Genomic DNA, 15,078 nt, shown 5'->3' with positions numbered 1-15,078 from the left:
GAAATAGGCGTTTAAAGCACTTCTTTTCGGTTGTTTACAATCCATTCCTGCTAATATTTCCAAAACGATTCAGAATCTTCTAATTTTGAGCCGCTAACCAGAATCCATTTTCTGGATTTGTTGGTTCTTCTAAAGAGAACATCCCTTTTAGTAACCTGTTTTATTATCCCCTTTTTTGCTATGGCTTTTGATTTAGACATGATTCAGCGCGTTTACGCTAACCTCGGCGAACGCGTCGAAGCCGCCCGGAAGGCAGTGGGCAAACCGCTGACCCTGTCGGAGAAGATTTTATACAGTCACCTCTTTGCGGGTACTCCCACACAAGCCCTTGAGCGGGGGAAAGATTATGTAGATTTCGCACCCGACCGTGTGGCTATGCAGGATGCAACGGCCCAAATGGCCTTGTTGCAATTTATGCAGGCCGGTCGTCCAAAAGTGGCTGTTCCGTCAACTGTCCACTGCGACCACCTCATTCAGGCCGAAGTAGGGGCCGTGAAGGATTTGGACATTGCCAAAAATAAAAATAAAGAAGTATACGACTTCCTGGCTTCGGTTTCGGACAAATACGGTATTGGCTTCTGGAAACCCGGTGGTGGCATTATTCACCAGGTTGTCCTGGAAAATTACGCGTTTCCCGGCGGTATGATGATCGGTACTGATTCGCACACGCCAATGGCGGGTGGATTGGGTATGATCGCTATCGGTGTGGGTGGTGCCGATGCCTGCGACGTAATGGCGGGCCTGGCCTGGGAATTGAAAATGCCGAAACTGATTGGGGTTAAACTGACCGGCAAACTGAGTGGCTGGTCGTCGGCGAAAGACGTCATCCTGCGTGTGGCCGGTATCCTGACCGTAAAAGGTGGAACGGGCTGCATCGTTGAGTACTTCGGCGAAGGTGCCGAAACGCTGTCGGCCGCCGGTAAAGGAACCATCTGTAACATGGGCGCTGAGATTGGGGCGACTACCTCGATCTTCGCGTACGATGAAAAGATGGGCGACTACCTCCGCGCAACCAGCCGCGCCGATATCGCCGATGCGGCTTCGGCCGTTAAGGCCGATTTACGTGCGGATGACGAAGTATATGCTGATCCCGCATCGTACTACGATCAACTGATTGAAATAAACCTGTCGGAACTGGAGCCACACATCAATGGTCCATTCACACCCGATCTGGCCTGGCCACTGTCGAACTTCGCCAAAGCGGTGAAAGAGAATAACTGGCCTGCCAAACTGGAAGTGGGTTTGATTGGTTCCTGCACCAACTCCAGCTACGAAGACATGACTCGTTCGGCTTCGGTAGCGGCTCAGGCAACGGCTAAAAAGCTGAAGACCAAAGCTGAATTTACGGTAACGCCGGGTTCTGAACTGGTTCGGTTCACCGCCGAGCGCGATGGGCTTCTGGATACGTTCGAACAAATCGGTGGGGTTGTACTGGCCAATGCCTGTGGTCCCTGCATCGGGCAGTGGGCACGTCATATGGACGACCCAAGCCGTCAAAACTCGATCATTACCTCTTTCAACCGGAACTTCGCAAAGCGGAACGACGGGAACGCCAGTACCCACGCTTTCGTGGCTTCACCCGAAATCGTGACGGCATTTGCCATCGCTGGTGATCTGACGTTCAACCCCATGACCGACACGCTGACCAACGAAGACGGTGAGCAGGTTAAACTGGATGAACCACAGGGCATCGAACAGCCGATCAATGGCTATGCCGTGGATGATGCCGGTTATCAGGCTCCGGCCGAAGATGGCTCTGGCGTTCAGGTGCTCGTTAGTCCAACGTCGGACCGTCTGCAGTTGCTCGCACCGTTTGCAGCCTGGGAAGGTACCGACCTGAAAGGGTTGAAACTGCTGATCAAAGCAAAAGGCAAGTGTACCACCGACCATATTTCGATGGCGGGTCCCTGGTTGAAATACCGTGGGCACCTGGATAACATTTCCAACAATATGCTGATCGGCGCGGTGAACTTCTACAACGAGAAGACGAACACCGTAAAAAACCAGCTGACGGGCGAGTACGGCGAAGTACCGGCTGTTCAGCGGGCATACAAAGCGGCTGGTATCGGGTCGATCGTGGTGGGTGATGAAAACTACGGGGAAGGTTCTTCCCGTGAGCATGCCGCCATGGAGCCGCGTTTCCTGGGCGTTCGGGCCATTCTGGTACGGTCGTTTGCCCGTATCCACGAAACCAACCTGAAAAAGCAGGGAATGCTGGCTTTGACATTTGCCAATCCTGCCGACTACGACAAAATTCAGGAGGACGATTCGATCGAAATCAATGGTTTAACGGAATTTGCTCCGGGTCGCCCGCTTGAGATCGTACTGCATCATGCCGACGGTTCTACGGAAACCTTCCCGGTCAATCATACCTACAACGAAGGTCAGATCGAGTGGTTCAAGGCGGGTGCTGCCCTGAACATCATCCGGATGAAGCAGAACGCTTAGTTTATACGTTTCTTATAAGTAAAAGAAGCCGATTGTCTTGCGACAATCGGCTTCTTTGTTAGTTGTTGCCAGACTCGGGTTTAGCCTTTAGTCCGATATAAGGTTCCGTTTTCAACCACGTAGAGCATCCCGTTCATGGCAACGATAAGGGTTACATCGCTTAAAAGGCCTTTTTTACCGACCTGCTCTGAGTCTCCATTCACATCTGTTCTGAACAGGGTACCGTTTTTCTCAACACTCCACAGCGTAGACTGATCGGCAACCATGGCCACGGTGTTTTCCCATTCGCCCTTTTTACCAACCTGCTCCCAACTCATGGAACGGATACTGGTTTTGTAAAGAGTACCGTTCTCAACTGTCCAGAGGAAACCACCCATCGATTCAAGCATGGTTGCATCGGTAAACTCACCTTTGCCACCGATCTGTTTCCAGCTCCCGTCTTTAGCTGTTTCATACAGTGTTCCATTGGTTTCGATACTGTACAATTTACCGTTCAAACTGACCATGGCTTCGGTATTTTTCCATTCGCCGGTTTGGCCAACCTGACGCCAGGTTGCCGATGCTGGGTTTGTACTATATAGGGAGCCATCTTCTACCGTCCAAATTGCGCCATCCATAGCCACTAAAATTTCGGCATTGTCGAAAGATCCTTTTTTGCCGATCTGTTCATACGTACCGTCTTCATCCGTTTCGAACAACGACCCATCTTTTTCGATGCTGTACAGGTGACCATTCAGGGCAACCACTTCAACCGTAGTAGCCCAATCTCCTTTTTTGCCGACTTGCTCCCATGCCTGGGCGTTTACTTGCTGGATAGAAAAGCCGATTAAGGCTAAAAACAAACTAACATTGATCCTTTTCATTCGATACAGTTCGTAAAATTAAACGTTACAGAGTACACACAGTGTAGCCCCCTGGATACAAAATCAAAGGTAAAAGGAAGAGTAATTATATCAAAAAATACTTTTAGTTTACTTATCTAGTATATATATTAGAATAGACGTGGTGCTACCTAAGCTGTAGGCAAATAAACTGTTTTGTCAGGTTAGTCGACTGGCTGTTTCTTGTGGTAATATTTAGTCTTTACTATAAAAGCGCTTATAAACCCGCTCGTTTATTGACTGACTATGGCTGTCAAAATCCTCCCGGCTTAACATGAACGGACTCGACATAAGGTGCATGGGTATGGGCGGATTACCACGCTGGTAAGGTGGCTGGGCATAGGGAAACGGATTTACCGAAAACCCTTGTCGTTCATAAAACTGAATCCGCCTACGGCTCAGCTCGTCCGTTGGTAATTCCACTTCCAGAAGATAACGCGGGCTATCGAGTTCCTGTAAGTGAGCGAGTGCACGTTGTCCTAACTGATTACCCCGCAGGTTTGGGTCGATGGCAAAATGTTCAAGGAAGACCACGCCCGGCCATTGCCAGTAAATCAGGAAGCCAACAAGCCGTTCTTCATCCGTCAAGGCGCACAGGTGCATGTCAGGGCAGGGAAGCAGTTGAAGCAGTTCGTCAAATTGACGTCGCTCATCGGCCGGAAAGGAGCTTTCATACCAGACCTGGATTGAAGGCAGATAAGGGTGTGGCTCCGTGATTCTCTGGAAAAGCATAACAAATTGGGAGCAACCGTCATTTCAACGATTCCATAGCTTTTTTCATGGCGGCAAATTGCCGTTTTTTCTGGAGAACGGCCGGGGCGGCTACCCGCTCGCGGCAATCGAATATACCGCAGCGTTCGCAGGCTTCGTTGACGACGCGTATTGACACTTCGCTGGTCGGATTTGCCTGCGATGAACCCGAAAGAAATTTAAATTTGCTTCGCAGTGCATCATTGACCGCAAAACACATGGACAGGCTACTGTTCTGATGTCCGATGGGCTGAAGCGGATGCGCTACCGAGATGATCAGGTACTGTTGCTTCGAGTCAAAATATTCCGAAATCTGAGCTCGGCAAAGTGCCCCGTCGAATCCTTTATTCTGTTGCAGGAACTGAAGTTCCTGAAGGATAGTCCAGGCAATCCAGCGCCGACAAAAATGTTCATCAACAATTCCACGTGGGCCTTGCTGACGGGAAAGGTGCATTTCTTTGGTCAGCTGAAACGTGGTTTGACCTGGTGTATGGTTGAACCGATAGAAGAAAAGCTGATCGATACCGAACTGACTTGGAAGGACAGTACTTAACCGGTAAAAAAATTGTTCGGGTGTGGCCGCAAACTCATTAATGAGTTGCAGAAAATCGTCGTTGTTCCAGGTATCTCGGGCAAACAGGGCAGTTAGCTTTTCGACCAGGACCGCACGTCGGATAAGAATGGCACCGGCAAAGTAAGATGCCTTGTAGTTGTTCAGAATTTGTTCGAACGATTCTGCTTCGACCCAGGAATAACTATAGGGCCTATTTTTTAAGCCTATAAATTGAAATCCAACCTCCCGGGCCAGAATAAACAACCGTTGTTCGGGCGTTAATCCGGCATTCAGGTGCAGCGTATGTTGCTCCGGCCGGTACACCGACCGCAGTGCTGTTAATTCAGGCTGCGTTAACGGGTCGAACTGTTCCAGCCGAATGTTGTAGCGCGTTTTTAGAAGATTTTTCAGGAGAAGTTCAGTAACCGGCTGATTGGGAGCCGGGGCAAATTCAGCTAAAAATCGATCCGCATCGGCTTCAATATCCGGAAAATAATTATCGTGCATCTCCTGATACGACCGCAGCATGGTGAGGTACAGCCGCTCAACACTCATGTTGTAGCTGAGGGCAATATCCATGAACGTTCGAATCATGGCACTAACTTTAGCGGGAGCCTCGGCCAGGAGTTCGAGCAGATCCGAGGGATCGATGCCAAAGAGTTCGAGCGGTATTTCGGTTAGGAACTTAGACCGGAGCAGGTCTGAGATAGGCTCTAGTTTTTTACTTAATTTTAAGGAAACAAGCGTATCATAATCCACCTGCATAGCGTTGGCCAGTGCTGATATCTTATCGGCTTTCGGGTATTTGCGCCCCTTTTCAATTTCCGTAACGTACGAAACGGACAAGCTTGCCCGTTGGGCCAGTTCACTGACCGATAGACCTTTGTCGAGTCTAAGCTGGCGCAGTTTCAAGCCAAACAGCAGGCGAATATGATCGGCGGGGAGGTTCAAGGAGAAAGTAGTTACTTAGTGAGTGGCATCCGTAAAAAGAGGCCCTAGATTCCAGGTCCGGCTAAGGTCGTAGCGAAGCTGTCCATGTTCGACAACGAGTGGGCTGTCGACATTGTTATGGTAAAGTTGACCCGTGCCCAACCCCTGGGGCAACAGGTTTTTAAACTGAGCCGTATATTGAGCCACTGCGTTCAGTCCAATATTCGATTCCAGTGCTGAGGTGAGCCACCAGCCAATATTGAGTCGGTTAGCCAGTTCAATCCATTCATCGCAGTGCCGAAGACCGCCCAGGAGGGTAGGCTTCAGAACAATGTATTGAGGCTGAATTTTTTTCAGTAACCGAAATTTATGCACATACTCCATTTGCCCGATCAGCTCTTCATCCAGGGCGATGGGCAGGGGTGAATGCGTACACAGATCGGCCAGCAGATCCGGCTGGCCTTTTCGAATGGGCTGCTCAATGGAATGAAGGTCAAAAGCCGCGAGCCGTTCGAGTTTTTTCATCGCTTCGTCCGGGCTAAAAGCCCCGTTGGCATCAACCCGAAGGGTGATCTGATCGGCGGGGAAACGCTCCCGGATCATTGCCAGCAGGTCGCATTCCTGGTCAAAATCGATGGCCCCAATCTTTAACTTCAGGGTTGTATAGCCCGCCAGTAGTTTCTCGTCGATCTGCTGCCGCATAAACGACTGGCTGCCTATCCAGATAAGCCCGTTGATGGGCAGGCTGCGTTGCCCACTGATAAAGTCCGACGGGCGAATGATGCGTTTGCCGCCCGTCAGAAAATCGAGCATGGCCGTTTCGAAACCAAACAAGATGCTGGGAAACTGCGGGCTGATGACCTGATTGAGGACAATTGGAACATTCCAGCTGAACAACTGAAGATCCATCGCCGTAAATTCAACGCAATACTGACGGAGACATTCCTCGAAATCGGGGCGGTCGTCGTAGCTGAGCCCTTTTAGCGGACCGCATTCGCCATACCCGATAACGCCTGGGTTTTCGTCGTCAAAAAGCCGGATTATATAAGACGTTTTTTCGGTGAGGGTGCCGCGTGACGTACCCGCTTCGAAGCGAAAATGCAACGTGTATTTCAGGTAGTCGGCTTTTAAACTCATTGTACTAAACGGTGAGGACGGGAGTTCCCAGTCCTAAAAGTACTAATTTTGACTGCTCAAGCTGGCAATATTACGAAATTATTAATGAAACGGTTTCTGATTAAATGTCTACTCTTGCCATTCAGTGGACTTTATGGGGTAATAATTAGTATTCGTAATTGGCTATTTGACAGTCACTTATTGGCGGTATACCATCCTTCCGTTTACACGATTGGTGTTGGTAATTTGACTGTCGGTGGAACGGGAAAAACACCAATGGTCGAATTTTTGATTAAACGGTCAGTATCTGGGGGGGGCTATACTGCGGGTGAAACCGCAACCCTGAGTCGGGGCTATGGTCGGCAGACGACCGGCTTTCGGGTGGTGTCGGATGTTGATACCGCGTCGACCGTAGGCGATGAACCCCTTCAACTGTATCGCAAGTTCAGTCCGCTTATTCGGGTAAGCGTGGGCGAGCGTCGGGCTCCCGCTTTGCAGTCGTTGATGCAACTTTACCCCGAAACAAAGCAGGTGCTGCTGGACGATGCGTTTCAGCACCGGGCAGTTGAGCCCCATCTGTCTATCCTGTTAATGGATTACAATCGGCCATTTTATCAGGACTACCCATTTCCCGCCGGTCGGCTGCGTGAGCGACGCAATGGAGCCCGCCGGGCCGATGCCATTGTCGTTACCAAGTGCCCGAATGAGTTAGGCACCGTCGAACAACAACGGATCGAAGCCAAAATTCGTCCCTACACGGGTGCTGAAACCCCGGTTTATTTTGCCGGGTTACAGTATGGTCAGCCCGTCTCTTTTGCCACCAAACAGATCGTTACTGAGGTACGGGATGTTGTGCTGGTGTCGGGCCTGGCCAATCCGGGGCCGCTGGAGCAGTACGTGCGTGACACCTGCAACCTGATTCATCATGCCCGCTTTGCCGATCATTACGCCTACCAGCGGGCCGACCTGACGGCAATCCTGGCGAAATTACCGCCCGGAGCGGTGGCGCTCACAACGGAGAAGGACTGGGTGAAACTGGATGCGTTATTGACCGATGACGAGCGCAATACGCTGCCTTTAGCTTATTTGCCCGTAGCTATGCAGTTCCTGGATCGCCAGGAAGCGGAATTTATCCGGTTTTTGGCCTCGGCCCGGCTTAAAAATCCTTAACTGAGTGGCGCTAACGAACGGGTGTCCGGCGTTTTGGCGTACTTTTGATCTGATGAAGCGTAGTTTTATTGCCTTACTGATTAGTTTAAGCGTAGCCTTACCGGCCTGGGCGCAGCAGTTTCCGGGAAGTACGCAGGTGCCCGGTGGCTTTGGCGGACGCCAGAGCATGCCAACATCAACCACGGGTACGAATGGTATTGATGATTCAACGAAAGTAATCTACGGCCCCAAATCCACCCGGTACGTACTGGAAGACGATGTCTTCAACAATCGACGGAAACTCTATACCCTCGATACAACCATGGACGAGGTTCACCGGTTTACCTACGTGCAGCGGAGCCAGAACACGTATCAGGATTTAGGCGCATTGGGTACGCCCATGCGACCGGTTTTCCTTCAGGTTCCCCAACAACTGGGGGCGCAGTCGGGCTATTACGTTTTTTCGCCCTATGCCTATCAGACAATGGACGTTCGGTATTATGATACCAAGTCGCCTTTTACGGATATGTACATCGCGCTGGGTGGCAACAATCAGAATATCCTGCGCTTCGATATGGCGCAGAACATCAACCCCCGCTGGAATGTCGGCTTCGATGTGCAGCGGTTTACGTCGCAAAAGCAGTTCGGTACCAGCGGAAATACGGACCCCTACAAGCTGCTGGCGCAGAACTGGGGCGTACAGCTACACACAAACTACCGCTCAAAAAATGATAAATACACCCTGCTGGCTCACTTTATCAACATGAACCACAGCCTCGATGAGCAGGGGGGCGTGTTGCCGGGCGAAACGGCCAGTGGTGTCCCTATTCTTTACAATTATACCGGTGATGCCCGTTTGCGAAGCGGCAGTTCATCGGTGCAGGGACCCCACGGCTGGGAGATTCGGAACAACTCACACATTTACCACCAGTATATCCTCGAAAAAGGGTTTCAGCTTTACCATAAACTGGACTATCAGATTCAGAAGAACTTCTATCAGGACGATACCCTGCGGCTGAATCTGAATGATGCTACCCTAACCACGGATGTCCGGCAATTTTACCCTACCATTTTAGGCGATACCTCCCGGCTGGAGCAGCATGCCCGTTTCCGACTGTTTGAAAATCAGTTTGGCATCAAGGGAATTTCGCAGTACAAAGGCGCTTCGTTCAACTACCGGGCTTATTTGCGCATCCGGAACTACCGGCAAACCAGCCTCTACAATACCTCCCGAACCAATTACAATGAATACGGAACCAACCGAACCGAAACCTTCGTGGGGGGCTGGCTGGGGTATTATTTCCCGGATAGCCTGTCGCGTTTGACGGCCGAAGCTGAACTCGGTGCGGGCGGTAGTTACCGGATTCAGGGGCAGGTGGAGAGCAAGTTTCTAACGGCGGGTGGGTCTTACGTGAACGTCGAGCCGACCCTGCTTCAGGAGCGGTTTCAAAGTAAAGTGTACCTCTGGCCCGATGCATCGAGAGGACTTGCGCCATTGTCGAAGCGGAACTATCTCCATGCTTATGGAAAGTTGAACGTGGGGTACAAAAAGCTGCGTATTCAGCCGAGTTTGGACTATTACCTGGTTAAGAATTACGTGTATTTTGATACAGCCGGGGTCGTTCAGCAGGAGAAATCGCCCATTAGCATCATACGGCCAGGGTTGGGGTATCATTTGCAACTGGGCAAGTTTCTCATTGCCGGTCAGGCGTATTATACCGCCAAAGAGGGACCAGACGTTATTCGTATGCCACCGTTTTTCATGAACACCCGCATTCAATATGAGTTTCTGTACGCCAAGGTGCTCTATATTCAAACCGGAATCGATCTGCACTATAAATCCCCTTATTACGGGGATGCGTATATGCCACTCACGCAGCAGTACCACATCCAAAACCGGCAGAAGGTGGAAGGGTACGTGTTAGCTGACCTTTATGCGAACCTGCGTATCAATCGTACCCGGCTGTTCATTAAGTTAACCCATGCCAACCAGGGCTTACTTACACCGGGATATTACGTAGCCCCCGACTTTCTGCCGATGCGCCGTGGTTTCGCCTTTGGAGTCGATTGGTATCTGTTCGATTGATTTTTGTCGATAACAGGTAAGAGATGACCATTTCCTGCTTATTCTGTTTCAATAACGATTACAAGGCCGGCAGGTTATTTGGTATCTGTCAACATATTGATAGTCAGATATTCATTGATGATTGTTGCCTTTTGTTCGCCTGATTGGAAAGTATATAACGCTGTTTTTTGCTTTTTAAATTTTTTTAAAATAGTGTTGGGGTTTATTTCGATTAATTAATTAACCTACATTTTTTGCATGGATCCATTTCAGATTCAAAAAGCTCCCGTTCAATACGACGTAGCGATTGTCGGCTCAGGAGCCGGAGGAGGCATGGCGGCTTATATGCTGGCGAAAGCCGGTGCTAAAGTCGTCCTGCTGGAAGCAGGTGGCTACTTCGACCCAGCCGATCCAAAATACATTACCCAACTGAAATGGCCCTGGGAGTCGCCCCGGCGTGGTGCTGGCACAACGCGGGCCTTTGGCGATTTTGATGCAGCCTGGGGTGGATGGGACATCGAAGGCGAACCGTATACGAACGCCAAAGGATCCGATTTCCAGTGGTTCCGGTCAAGGATGCTGGGTGGCCGTACCAACCACTGGGGCCGTATTTCGCTGCGGTTCGCACCGGACGATTTTCGGCGGAAAAGCATGACAGGCGTGGGTGAAGACTGGCCGATCGGCTACGACGACATCAAGCCATTCTACGACCGAATCGACCGGATGATCGGCGTTTTTGGCTCCGTCGAAAACATGCCTTCCGAGCCGGACGGTATTTTTCTGCCCGCCCCCAAGCCCCGGCTGCACGAACTGATGATTCGGAAAGGAGCCCGCAGTATCGGTATTCCGGTTATTCCATCCCGGTTGTCTATTTTGACGAAACCGGTTAACAATGAGCGCGGTGCCTGTTTTTACTGTAGCCAGTGTGGCCGTGGCTGTCAGGCGTACGCCGATTTCTCGTCGTCGTCGGTATTGGTGAAGCCCGCCATGAAAACCGGCAACGTTACCCTTATTAACGGTGCCATGGTTCGTGAAGTCATCACCGACCCGGCTACCGGCCTTTGTACCGGCGTTAGCTACGTCGACACGCAGACCTTACAGGAGGTTACGGTGAAAGCTAAATCGGTTGTTCTGGCGGCCAGTGCGGGCGAAACCGCCCGGTTGTTACTCAACTCCAAGTCGAGCCGTTTCCCGACCGGTCTGGCCAACTCGAGCAATGTCGTCGGTAAATACATCAATGACTCCACAGGTGCCAGCCGGTCGGCGTTTGTACCGGCCCTGATGGACCGCAAACGGTACAACGAAGATGGCGTTGGCGGCATGCACGTCTTTACGCCCTGGTGGCTCGACAACAAAAAGCTGGACTTCCCGCGTGGGTACCACATCGAATACTGGGGTGGCATGGGTATGCCAGCCTACGGATTTGGCTGGGGTATCGAAGCCATGAACGGCATGATTCCGGGTCGCGACGGGAAGATGCACCCCGGCGGTGGGTACGGAGCCAGCCTGAAAGACGATTACCGCCGGTTCTACGGGGCGTACGTCGGAATGGCCGGTCGGGGAGAACCGGTACCTCTGGAGAGCAACTACTGCGAAATTGACCCCAATGTGGTCGATAAATACGGTATTCCGGTGCTGCGCTTCAACTACAAATGGTCGGATTATGAAGTGAAGCAGGCCAAGCACATGCAGGAAACCTTCGAGGAGATTATTCACTCGATGGGTGGGATTGCCCTGGGCGACAAACCGAATGCCGCCAATAATTACGGATTAGCTTCGCCTGGTCAGATCATCCACGAAGTGGGTACCGCCCGGATGGGTAATGACCCGAAAAACTCGGTGCTGAATAAATACCAGCAGGCCCACGATGTGAAAAACCTGTTTGTGGTGGATGCTGCTCCCTTCCCATCGCAGGGTGACAAGAACGTTACCTGGACCATTCTGGCTAGTTCTATGCGTACCAGTGAGTATTTAATCGACCAGGTAAAACAGAAGAATATATAACCTTAAACCCGAACACGAATGAAACGCAGAGATTCATTAAAAGCCCTGTCGCTCACGGGTTTTGGCCTGGCGGTCAACCCCGTTGAAGCGGCCGTTCCCGCTCCACCAGACGTTAAGCCGCTAAAAATTCCCGGTGGCCGTCAGAAGTTCGAAGCCGAGCGGGATGCGCGGCTGAACGCTGAGAAATTCTTCACTCCTCACGAACTGCAAACGGTAACCGTGCTGTCCGACATCATCATACCGGCCGATGAGCGGTCGGGGAGTGCGTCGCAGGCGGGGGTTCCGGCCTTCATCGAATTCATGATGAAAGACCAGCCCAAAAACCAGACACCCATGCGGGGTGGTATCAAGTGGCTGGATAACACCTGTACCAAACGATACGGCAAGTCATTCGTTTTATGCACAAAGGCGCAGCAGATCGATATGGTTGAGCAGATCGCTTACCCCTCGAAAGCGAAGCCTGATATGACCCAGGGAGCCTCTTTTTTCAGCTTCATGCGTAACCTGACGGCTACTGGTTTTTATACCAGCCAGATGGGCATTAAAGACATTGGCTACGTTGGTAACGTACCCAACCAGTGGGATGGCGTACCCGCCGATGTCCTGAAACAGTACGGACTTGCCTATGAAGAGCGCGAGTTAACGCAGGGTAAGTAACGTGTAGATGTAAGCTCAGACGCCCTCATGGTTAATTATGAGGGCGTTTTTTTGCTCATTAATAAAGGTCAGCGTCCGAAATCAACAGCGTGTGCGTCACACTCTGGCAACCAAAATCCGGATCATCTGCCCGTGACTTTGTTTTGATCCAATGTACGTTTAGTACGGGATTCTGAATGTAAGCCGATACCTTCTTGCCATCTATAAACCGGTAGAGCGTAAGTTGGGAGTAGGTATCTACAGGCTTAGGAATTGAACCCCACTTGGAGTCTGTACCAATCCGTTTTATCTCGTCACGCCTAACCGTCTGAGTAGTGTCTGTCTTACTACCCAGACCTGGTGTAAAAACTAACTCAATGCTTAAATCATAACTGCTCTGGTTATTAACCAGGTAATCACTGATCCCCACACATTCTGTTACAATACCTGTAGTGGGGTCTGGGGTGTTACGTTGGCAACTCCAGATAAAAAGTGATAGAAAAGTCAAATTTATAAACGCCGTTTTCATCCTGGTTGAGCTTAGGGGATTGGTTGACCCCCTTACAGCGGTATTCGTTGGAAGCCAACCTTACTAATTTCAGAAAATAGCGGCTTTTGCTATTAATTTATAAAGCAATAATCTGTCTGAAATGTTCATTGATAAGTCAATTTAGGTTACAAAATAAAAGTTTGCCAGAAAGCAGACTGAGAGCCAATGTATTAACCTAAGTTATTTAACTTTTTGCAAATTCAGTTCGTCCATTCCGCCTTTTTTCGTGTACCTTTACATCCCGTAACGACCTAAACAGGTTTCAATCATGGCGGCTACGGGACCAAAATCCGCGAAATATATTTTTGTTACTGGCGGAGTAACTTCATCACTGGGCAAAGGCATTATTGCCTCTTCACTTGCCAAACTGCTTCAATCACGGGGGCTCACGGTTACGATTCAAAAATTCGATCCGTATATCAATATCGACCCCGGCACACTCAATCCTTATGAACATGGCGAATGCTATGTAACAGACGATGGGGCTGAAACAGACCTCGACCTTGGGCACTACGAGCGGTTTCTGAACCGCCCCACTTCACAGGCGAATAACATTACCACGGGACGCATCTACAATAACGTCATCACCCGCGAACGCCGGGGCGATTTTCTGGGGAAAACCGTTCAGGTCGTGCCCCACATCACCGACGAGATCAAGCGAAACATCAAACTCCTGGGCGAAACGGGCGATTACGACATCGTAATCACCGAAATTGGCGGCTGCGTGGGCGACATCGAGTCGTTGCCTTTTGTGGAAGCCGTTCGCCAGCTGAAGTTTGAACTCGGCGAAAAAGATACCCTGGTCATTCACCTCACGCTGGTTCCATATCTGCAATCAGCCGGGGAGCTTAAGACTAAACCAACCCAGCACTCGGTTCGGATGTTGCTCGAAAACGGAGTTCAACCGGATATCATCGCTTGTCGTACCGAACATCCGTTGCCCCAGGATATTCGTCGGAAAATCGCTCAGTTCTGTAATGTTCAGGTGAGCTCCGTTATCGAAGCCATCGATGCGGAAACGATCTACGATGTTCCCCTGCTGATGCAAAAGGAACGGCTCGATCAGCGGGCGCTCTACATGCTCGATCTCTACAACGACAAAGATGCTGATCTGGATGCCTGGAAGGGCTTTTTGGGTCGGCTTAAGAATCCGGGCGACACCGTTCGAATCGGCCTTGTCGGTAAATACGTTGAACTGCACGATGCTTACAAGTCCATTGCCGAAGCGTTCATTCATGCGGGGGCTGCCAATGAGTGCAAAGTGCAGCTGGAATGGATTCAATCCGAAACGCTGGTCGATGAGCATCACTGCGCCCAGGTACTGAGTGAATTGGACGGCGTATTGGTCGCGCCCGGTTTTGGGGAGCGGGGCATTGATGGAAAAATCAACGCCGTTCGGTTTGTGCGGGAGCGGGGTATTCCCTTCCTCGGAATCTGCCTCGGTATGCAGATGGCCGTGATCGAGTATGCCCGCAACGTAATGGGTATTCCTGATGCTCATTCCACGGAAATGGAGCCGCATACACCTAATCCAGTCATCAGCATGATGGAGGAGCAGAAAACCATTACCGATAAAGGAGGCACCATGCGGTTGGGGGCCTACGCCTGTAAACTCAAGCGGGATTCATTGGCCCATCAGATTTACGGAAAGATGCAGATCAGCGAACGCCACCGCCACCGCTACGAGTTCAACAGCGACTTTCAGGAAGCCTTCGAAAAAGCGGGACTTCGCCCAACGGGTATCAATCCGGATACCGGCCTGGTCGAAATCGTTGAATTAAAAGGACACCCCTGGTTTGTAGGCGTTCAGTTTCACCCGGAGCTGAAAAGTACCGTCATGAACCCCCATCCGCTGTTTGTTCAGTTCGTAAAGGCTGCCCTGGCATTTGCCCAGAAAAAACGTACGGCCGAATCTACATCCGATGTATTGACCGCCCGTGTAGAAACCGCCGTGGTGGTTGATTAAGCGGCTGGATTGACGTATTTTTGCGCAAAA

At 50.8% G+C, this 15,078-nt stretch carries 11 protein-coding genes; 6 read left to right on the top strand and 5 right to left on the bottom strand.

Going from position 1 to position 15,078, the window contains the following annotated elements; translation table 11 throughout:
• Positions 1-180: 180 nt before the first annotated feature.
• Positions 181-2,448 (top strand): aconitate hydratase, encoded by a 2,268-nt coding sequence (locus CRO74_RS08720; protein WP_097125572.1) that lies wholly within the window; start codon positions 181-183, stop codon positions 2,446-2,448.
• A gap of 80 nt (positions 2,449-2,528) precedes the next feature.
• Here the strand turns inward: CRO74_RS08720 and CRO74_RS08715 are convergent, their stop codons facing one another.
• The 4 genes from CRO74_RS08715 to CRO74_RS08700 all read right to left on the bottom strand — a co-directional run bounded on the left by CRO74_RS08715 (position 2,529) and on the right by CRO74_RS08700 (position 6,699).
• Entirely contained in the window at positions 2,529-3,311 is a 783-nt protein-coding gene (locus CRO74_RS08715; RefSeq protein WP_097125571.1) for a hypothetical protein, read from the bottom strand.
• A gap of 213 nt (positions 3,312-3,524) precedes the next feature.
• Complete coding sequence (locus CRO74_RS08710) at positions 3,525-4,061, bottom strand: GNAT family N-acetyltransferase (protein WP_097125570.1); 537 nt, start codon at positions 4,059-4,061, stop codon at positions 3,525-3,527.
• A 19-nt stretch (positions 4,062-4,080) separates the two neighbouring features.
• Positions 4,081-5,583: a helix-turn-helix domain-containing protein gene (locus tag CRO74_RS08705; protein ID WP_097125569.1), complete on the bottom strand. Its 1,503-nt coding sequence runs from the start codon at positions 5,581-5,583 to the stop codon at positions 4,081-4,083.
• A gap of 15 nt (positions 5,584-5,598) precedes the next feature.
• The gene (locus CRO74_RS08700) at positions 5,599-6,699 is read right to left on the bottom strand and encodes an o-succinylbenzoate synthase (protein ID WP_097125568.1); all 1,101 of its coding nucleotides are present in this window, start codon (positions 6,697-6,699) and stop codon (positions 5,599-5,601) included.
• An 84-nt stretch (positions 6,700-6,783) separates the two neighbouring features.
• On the opposite strand from CRO74_RS08700, the gene lpxK reads away from it, so the two are divergent.
• The 4 genes from lpxK to CRO74_RS08680 all read left to right on the top strand — a co-directional run bounded on the left by lpxK (position 6,784) and on the right by CRO74_RS08680 (position 12,553).
• Positions 6,784-7,848, top strand: a complete 1,065-nt coding sequence (gene lpxK, locus CRO74_RS08695) for a tetraacyldisaccharide 4'-kinase (RefSeq protein ID WP_097125567.1) — start codon at positions 6,784-6,786, stop codon at positions 7,846-7,848.
• Between the two features lie 52 nt (positions 7,849-7,900).
• Positions 7,901-9,913: a putative porin gene (locus CRO74_RS08690; protein WP_097125566.1), complete on the top strand. Its 2,013-nt coding sequence runs from the start codon at positions 7,901-7,903 to the stop codon at positions 9,911-9,913.
• A 237-nt stretch (positions 9,914-10,150) separates the two neighbouring features.
• Entirely contained in the window at positions 10,151-11,896 is a 1,746-nt protein-coding gene (locus CRO74_RS08685; RefSeq protein WP_097125565.1) for a GMC family oxidoreductase, read from the top strand.
• A gap of 18 nt (positions 11,897-11,914) precedes the next feature.
• Positions 11,915-12,553 carry a gluconate 2-dehydrogenase subunit 3 family protein gene (locus tag CRO74_RS08680; protein WP_097125564.1) on the top strand — a complete coding sequence of 213 codons (639 nt, stop codon included), beginning with the start codon at positions 11,915-11,917 and terminating at the stop codon, positions 12,551-12,553.
• Positions 12,554-12,611: 58 nt separating this feature from the next.
• Here the strand turns inward: CRO74_RS08680 and CRO74_RS08675 are convergent, their stop codons facing one another.
• Positions 12,612-13,061 carry a hypothetical protein gene (locus CRO74_RS08675; protein ID WP_097125563.1) on the bottom strand — a complete coding sequence of 150 codons (450 nt, stop codon included), beginning with the start codon at positions 13,059-13,061 and terminating at the stop codon, positions 12,612-12,614.
• Between the two features lie 289 nt (positions 13,062-13,350).
• On the opposite strand from CRO74_RS08675, the gene CRO74_RS08670 reads away from it, so the two are divergent.
• Complete coding sequence (locus CRO74_RS08670) at positions 13,351-15,048, top strand: CTP synthase (protein WP_097125562.1); 1,698 nt, start codon at positions 13,351-13,353, stop codon at positions 15,046-15,048.
• Positions 15,049-15,078 lie beyond the last annotated feature (30 nt).

This window comes from Spirosoma fluviale, from assembly GCF_900230225.1.
Lineage (GTDB): Bacteria > Bacteroidota > Bacteroidia > Cytophagales > Spirosomataceae > Spirosoma > Spirosoma fluviale.
Note: the sequence above shows the minus strand (reverse complement) of the source record. Positions and strands in the feature narration are given on the sequence as shown.

Coding starts and splice junctions, on each gene's coding strand:
- CRO74_RS08720 (WP_097125572.1), top strand. CDS start 181: ATGGCTTTTGATTTAGACATGATTCAGCGCGTTTACGCTAACCTCGGC.
- CRO74_RS08715 (WP_097125571.1), bottom strand. CDS start 3,311: ATGAAAAGGATCAATGTTAGTTTGTTTTTAGCCTTAATCGGCTTTTCT.
- CRO74_RS08710 (WP_097125570.1), bottom strand. CDS start 4,061: ATGCTTTTCCAGAGAATCACGGAGCCACACCCTTATCTGCCTTCAATC.
- CRO74_RS08700 (WP_097125568.1), bottom strand. CDS start 6,699: ATGAGTTTAAAAGCCGACTACCTGAAATACACGTTGCATTTTCGCTTC.
- lpxK (WP_097125567.1), top strand. CDS start 6,784: ATGAAACGGTTTCTGATTAAATGTCTACTCTTGCCATTCAGTGGACTT.
- CRO74_RS08690 (WP_097125566.1), top strand. CDS start 7,901: ATGAAGCGTAGTTTTATTGCCTTACTGATTAGTTTAAGCGTAGCCTTA.
- CRO74_RS08685 (WP_097125565.1), top strand. CDS start 10,151: ATGGATCCATTTCAGATTCAAAAAGCTCCCGTTCAATACGACGTAGCG.
- CRO74_RS08680 (WP_097125564.1), top strand. CDS start 11,915: ATGAAACGCAGAGATTCATTAAAAGCCCTGTCGCTCACGGGTTTTGGC.
- CRO74_RS08675 (WP_097125563.1), bottom strand. CDS start 13,061: ATGAAAACGGCGTTTATAAATTTGACTTTTCTATCACTTTTTATCTGG.
- CRO74_RS08670 (WP_097125562.1), top strand. CDS start 13,351: ATGGCGGCTACGGGACCAAAATCCGCGAAATATATTTTTGTTACTGGC.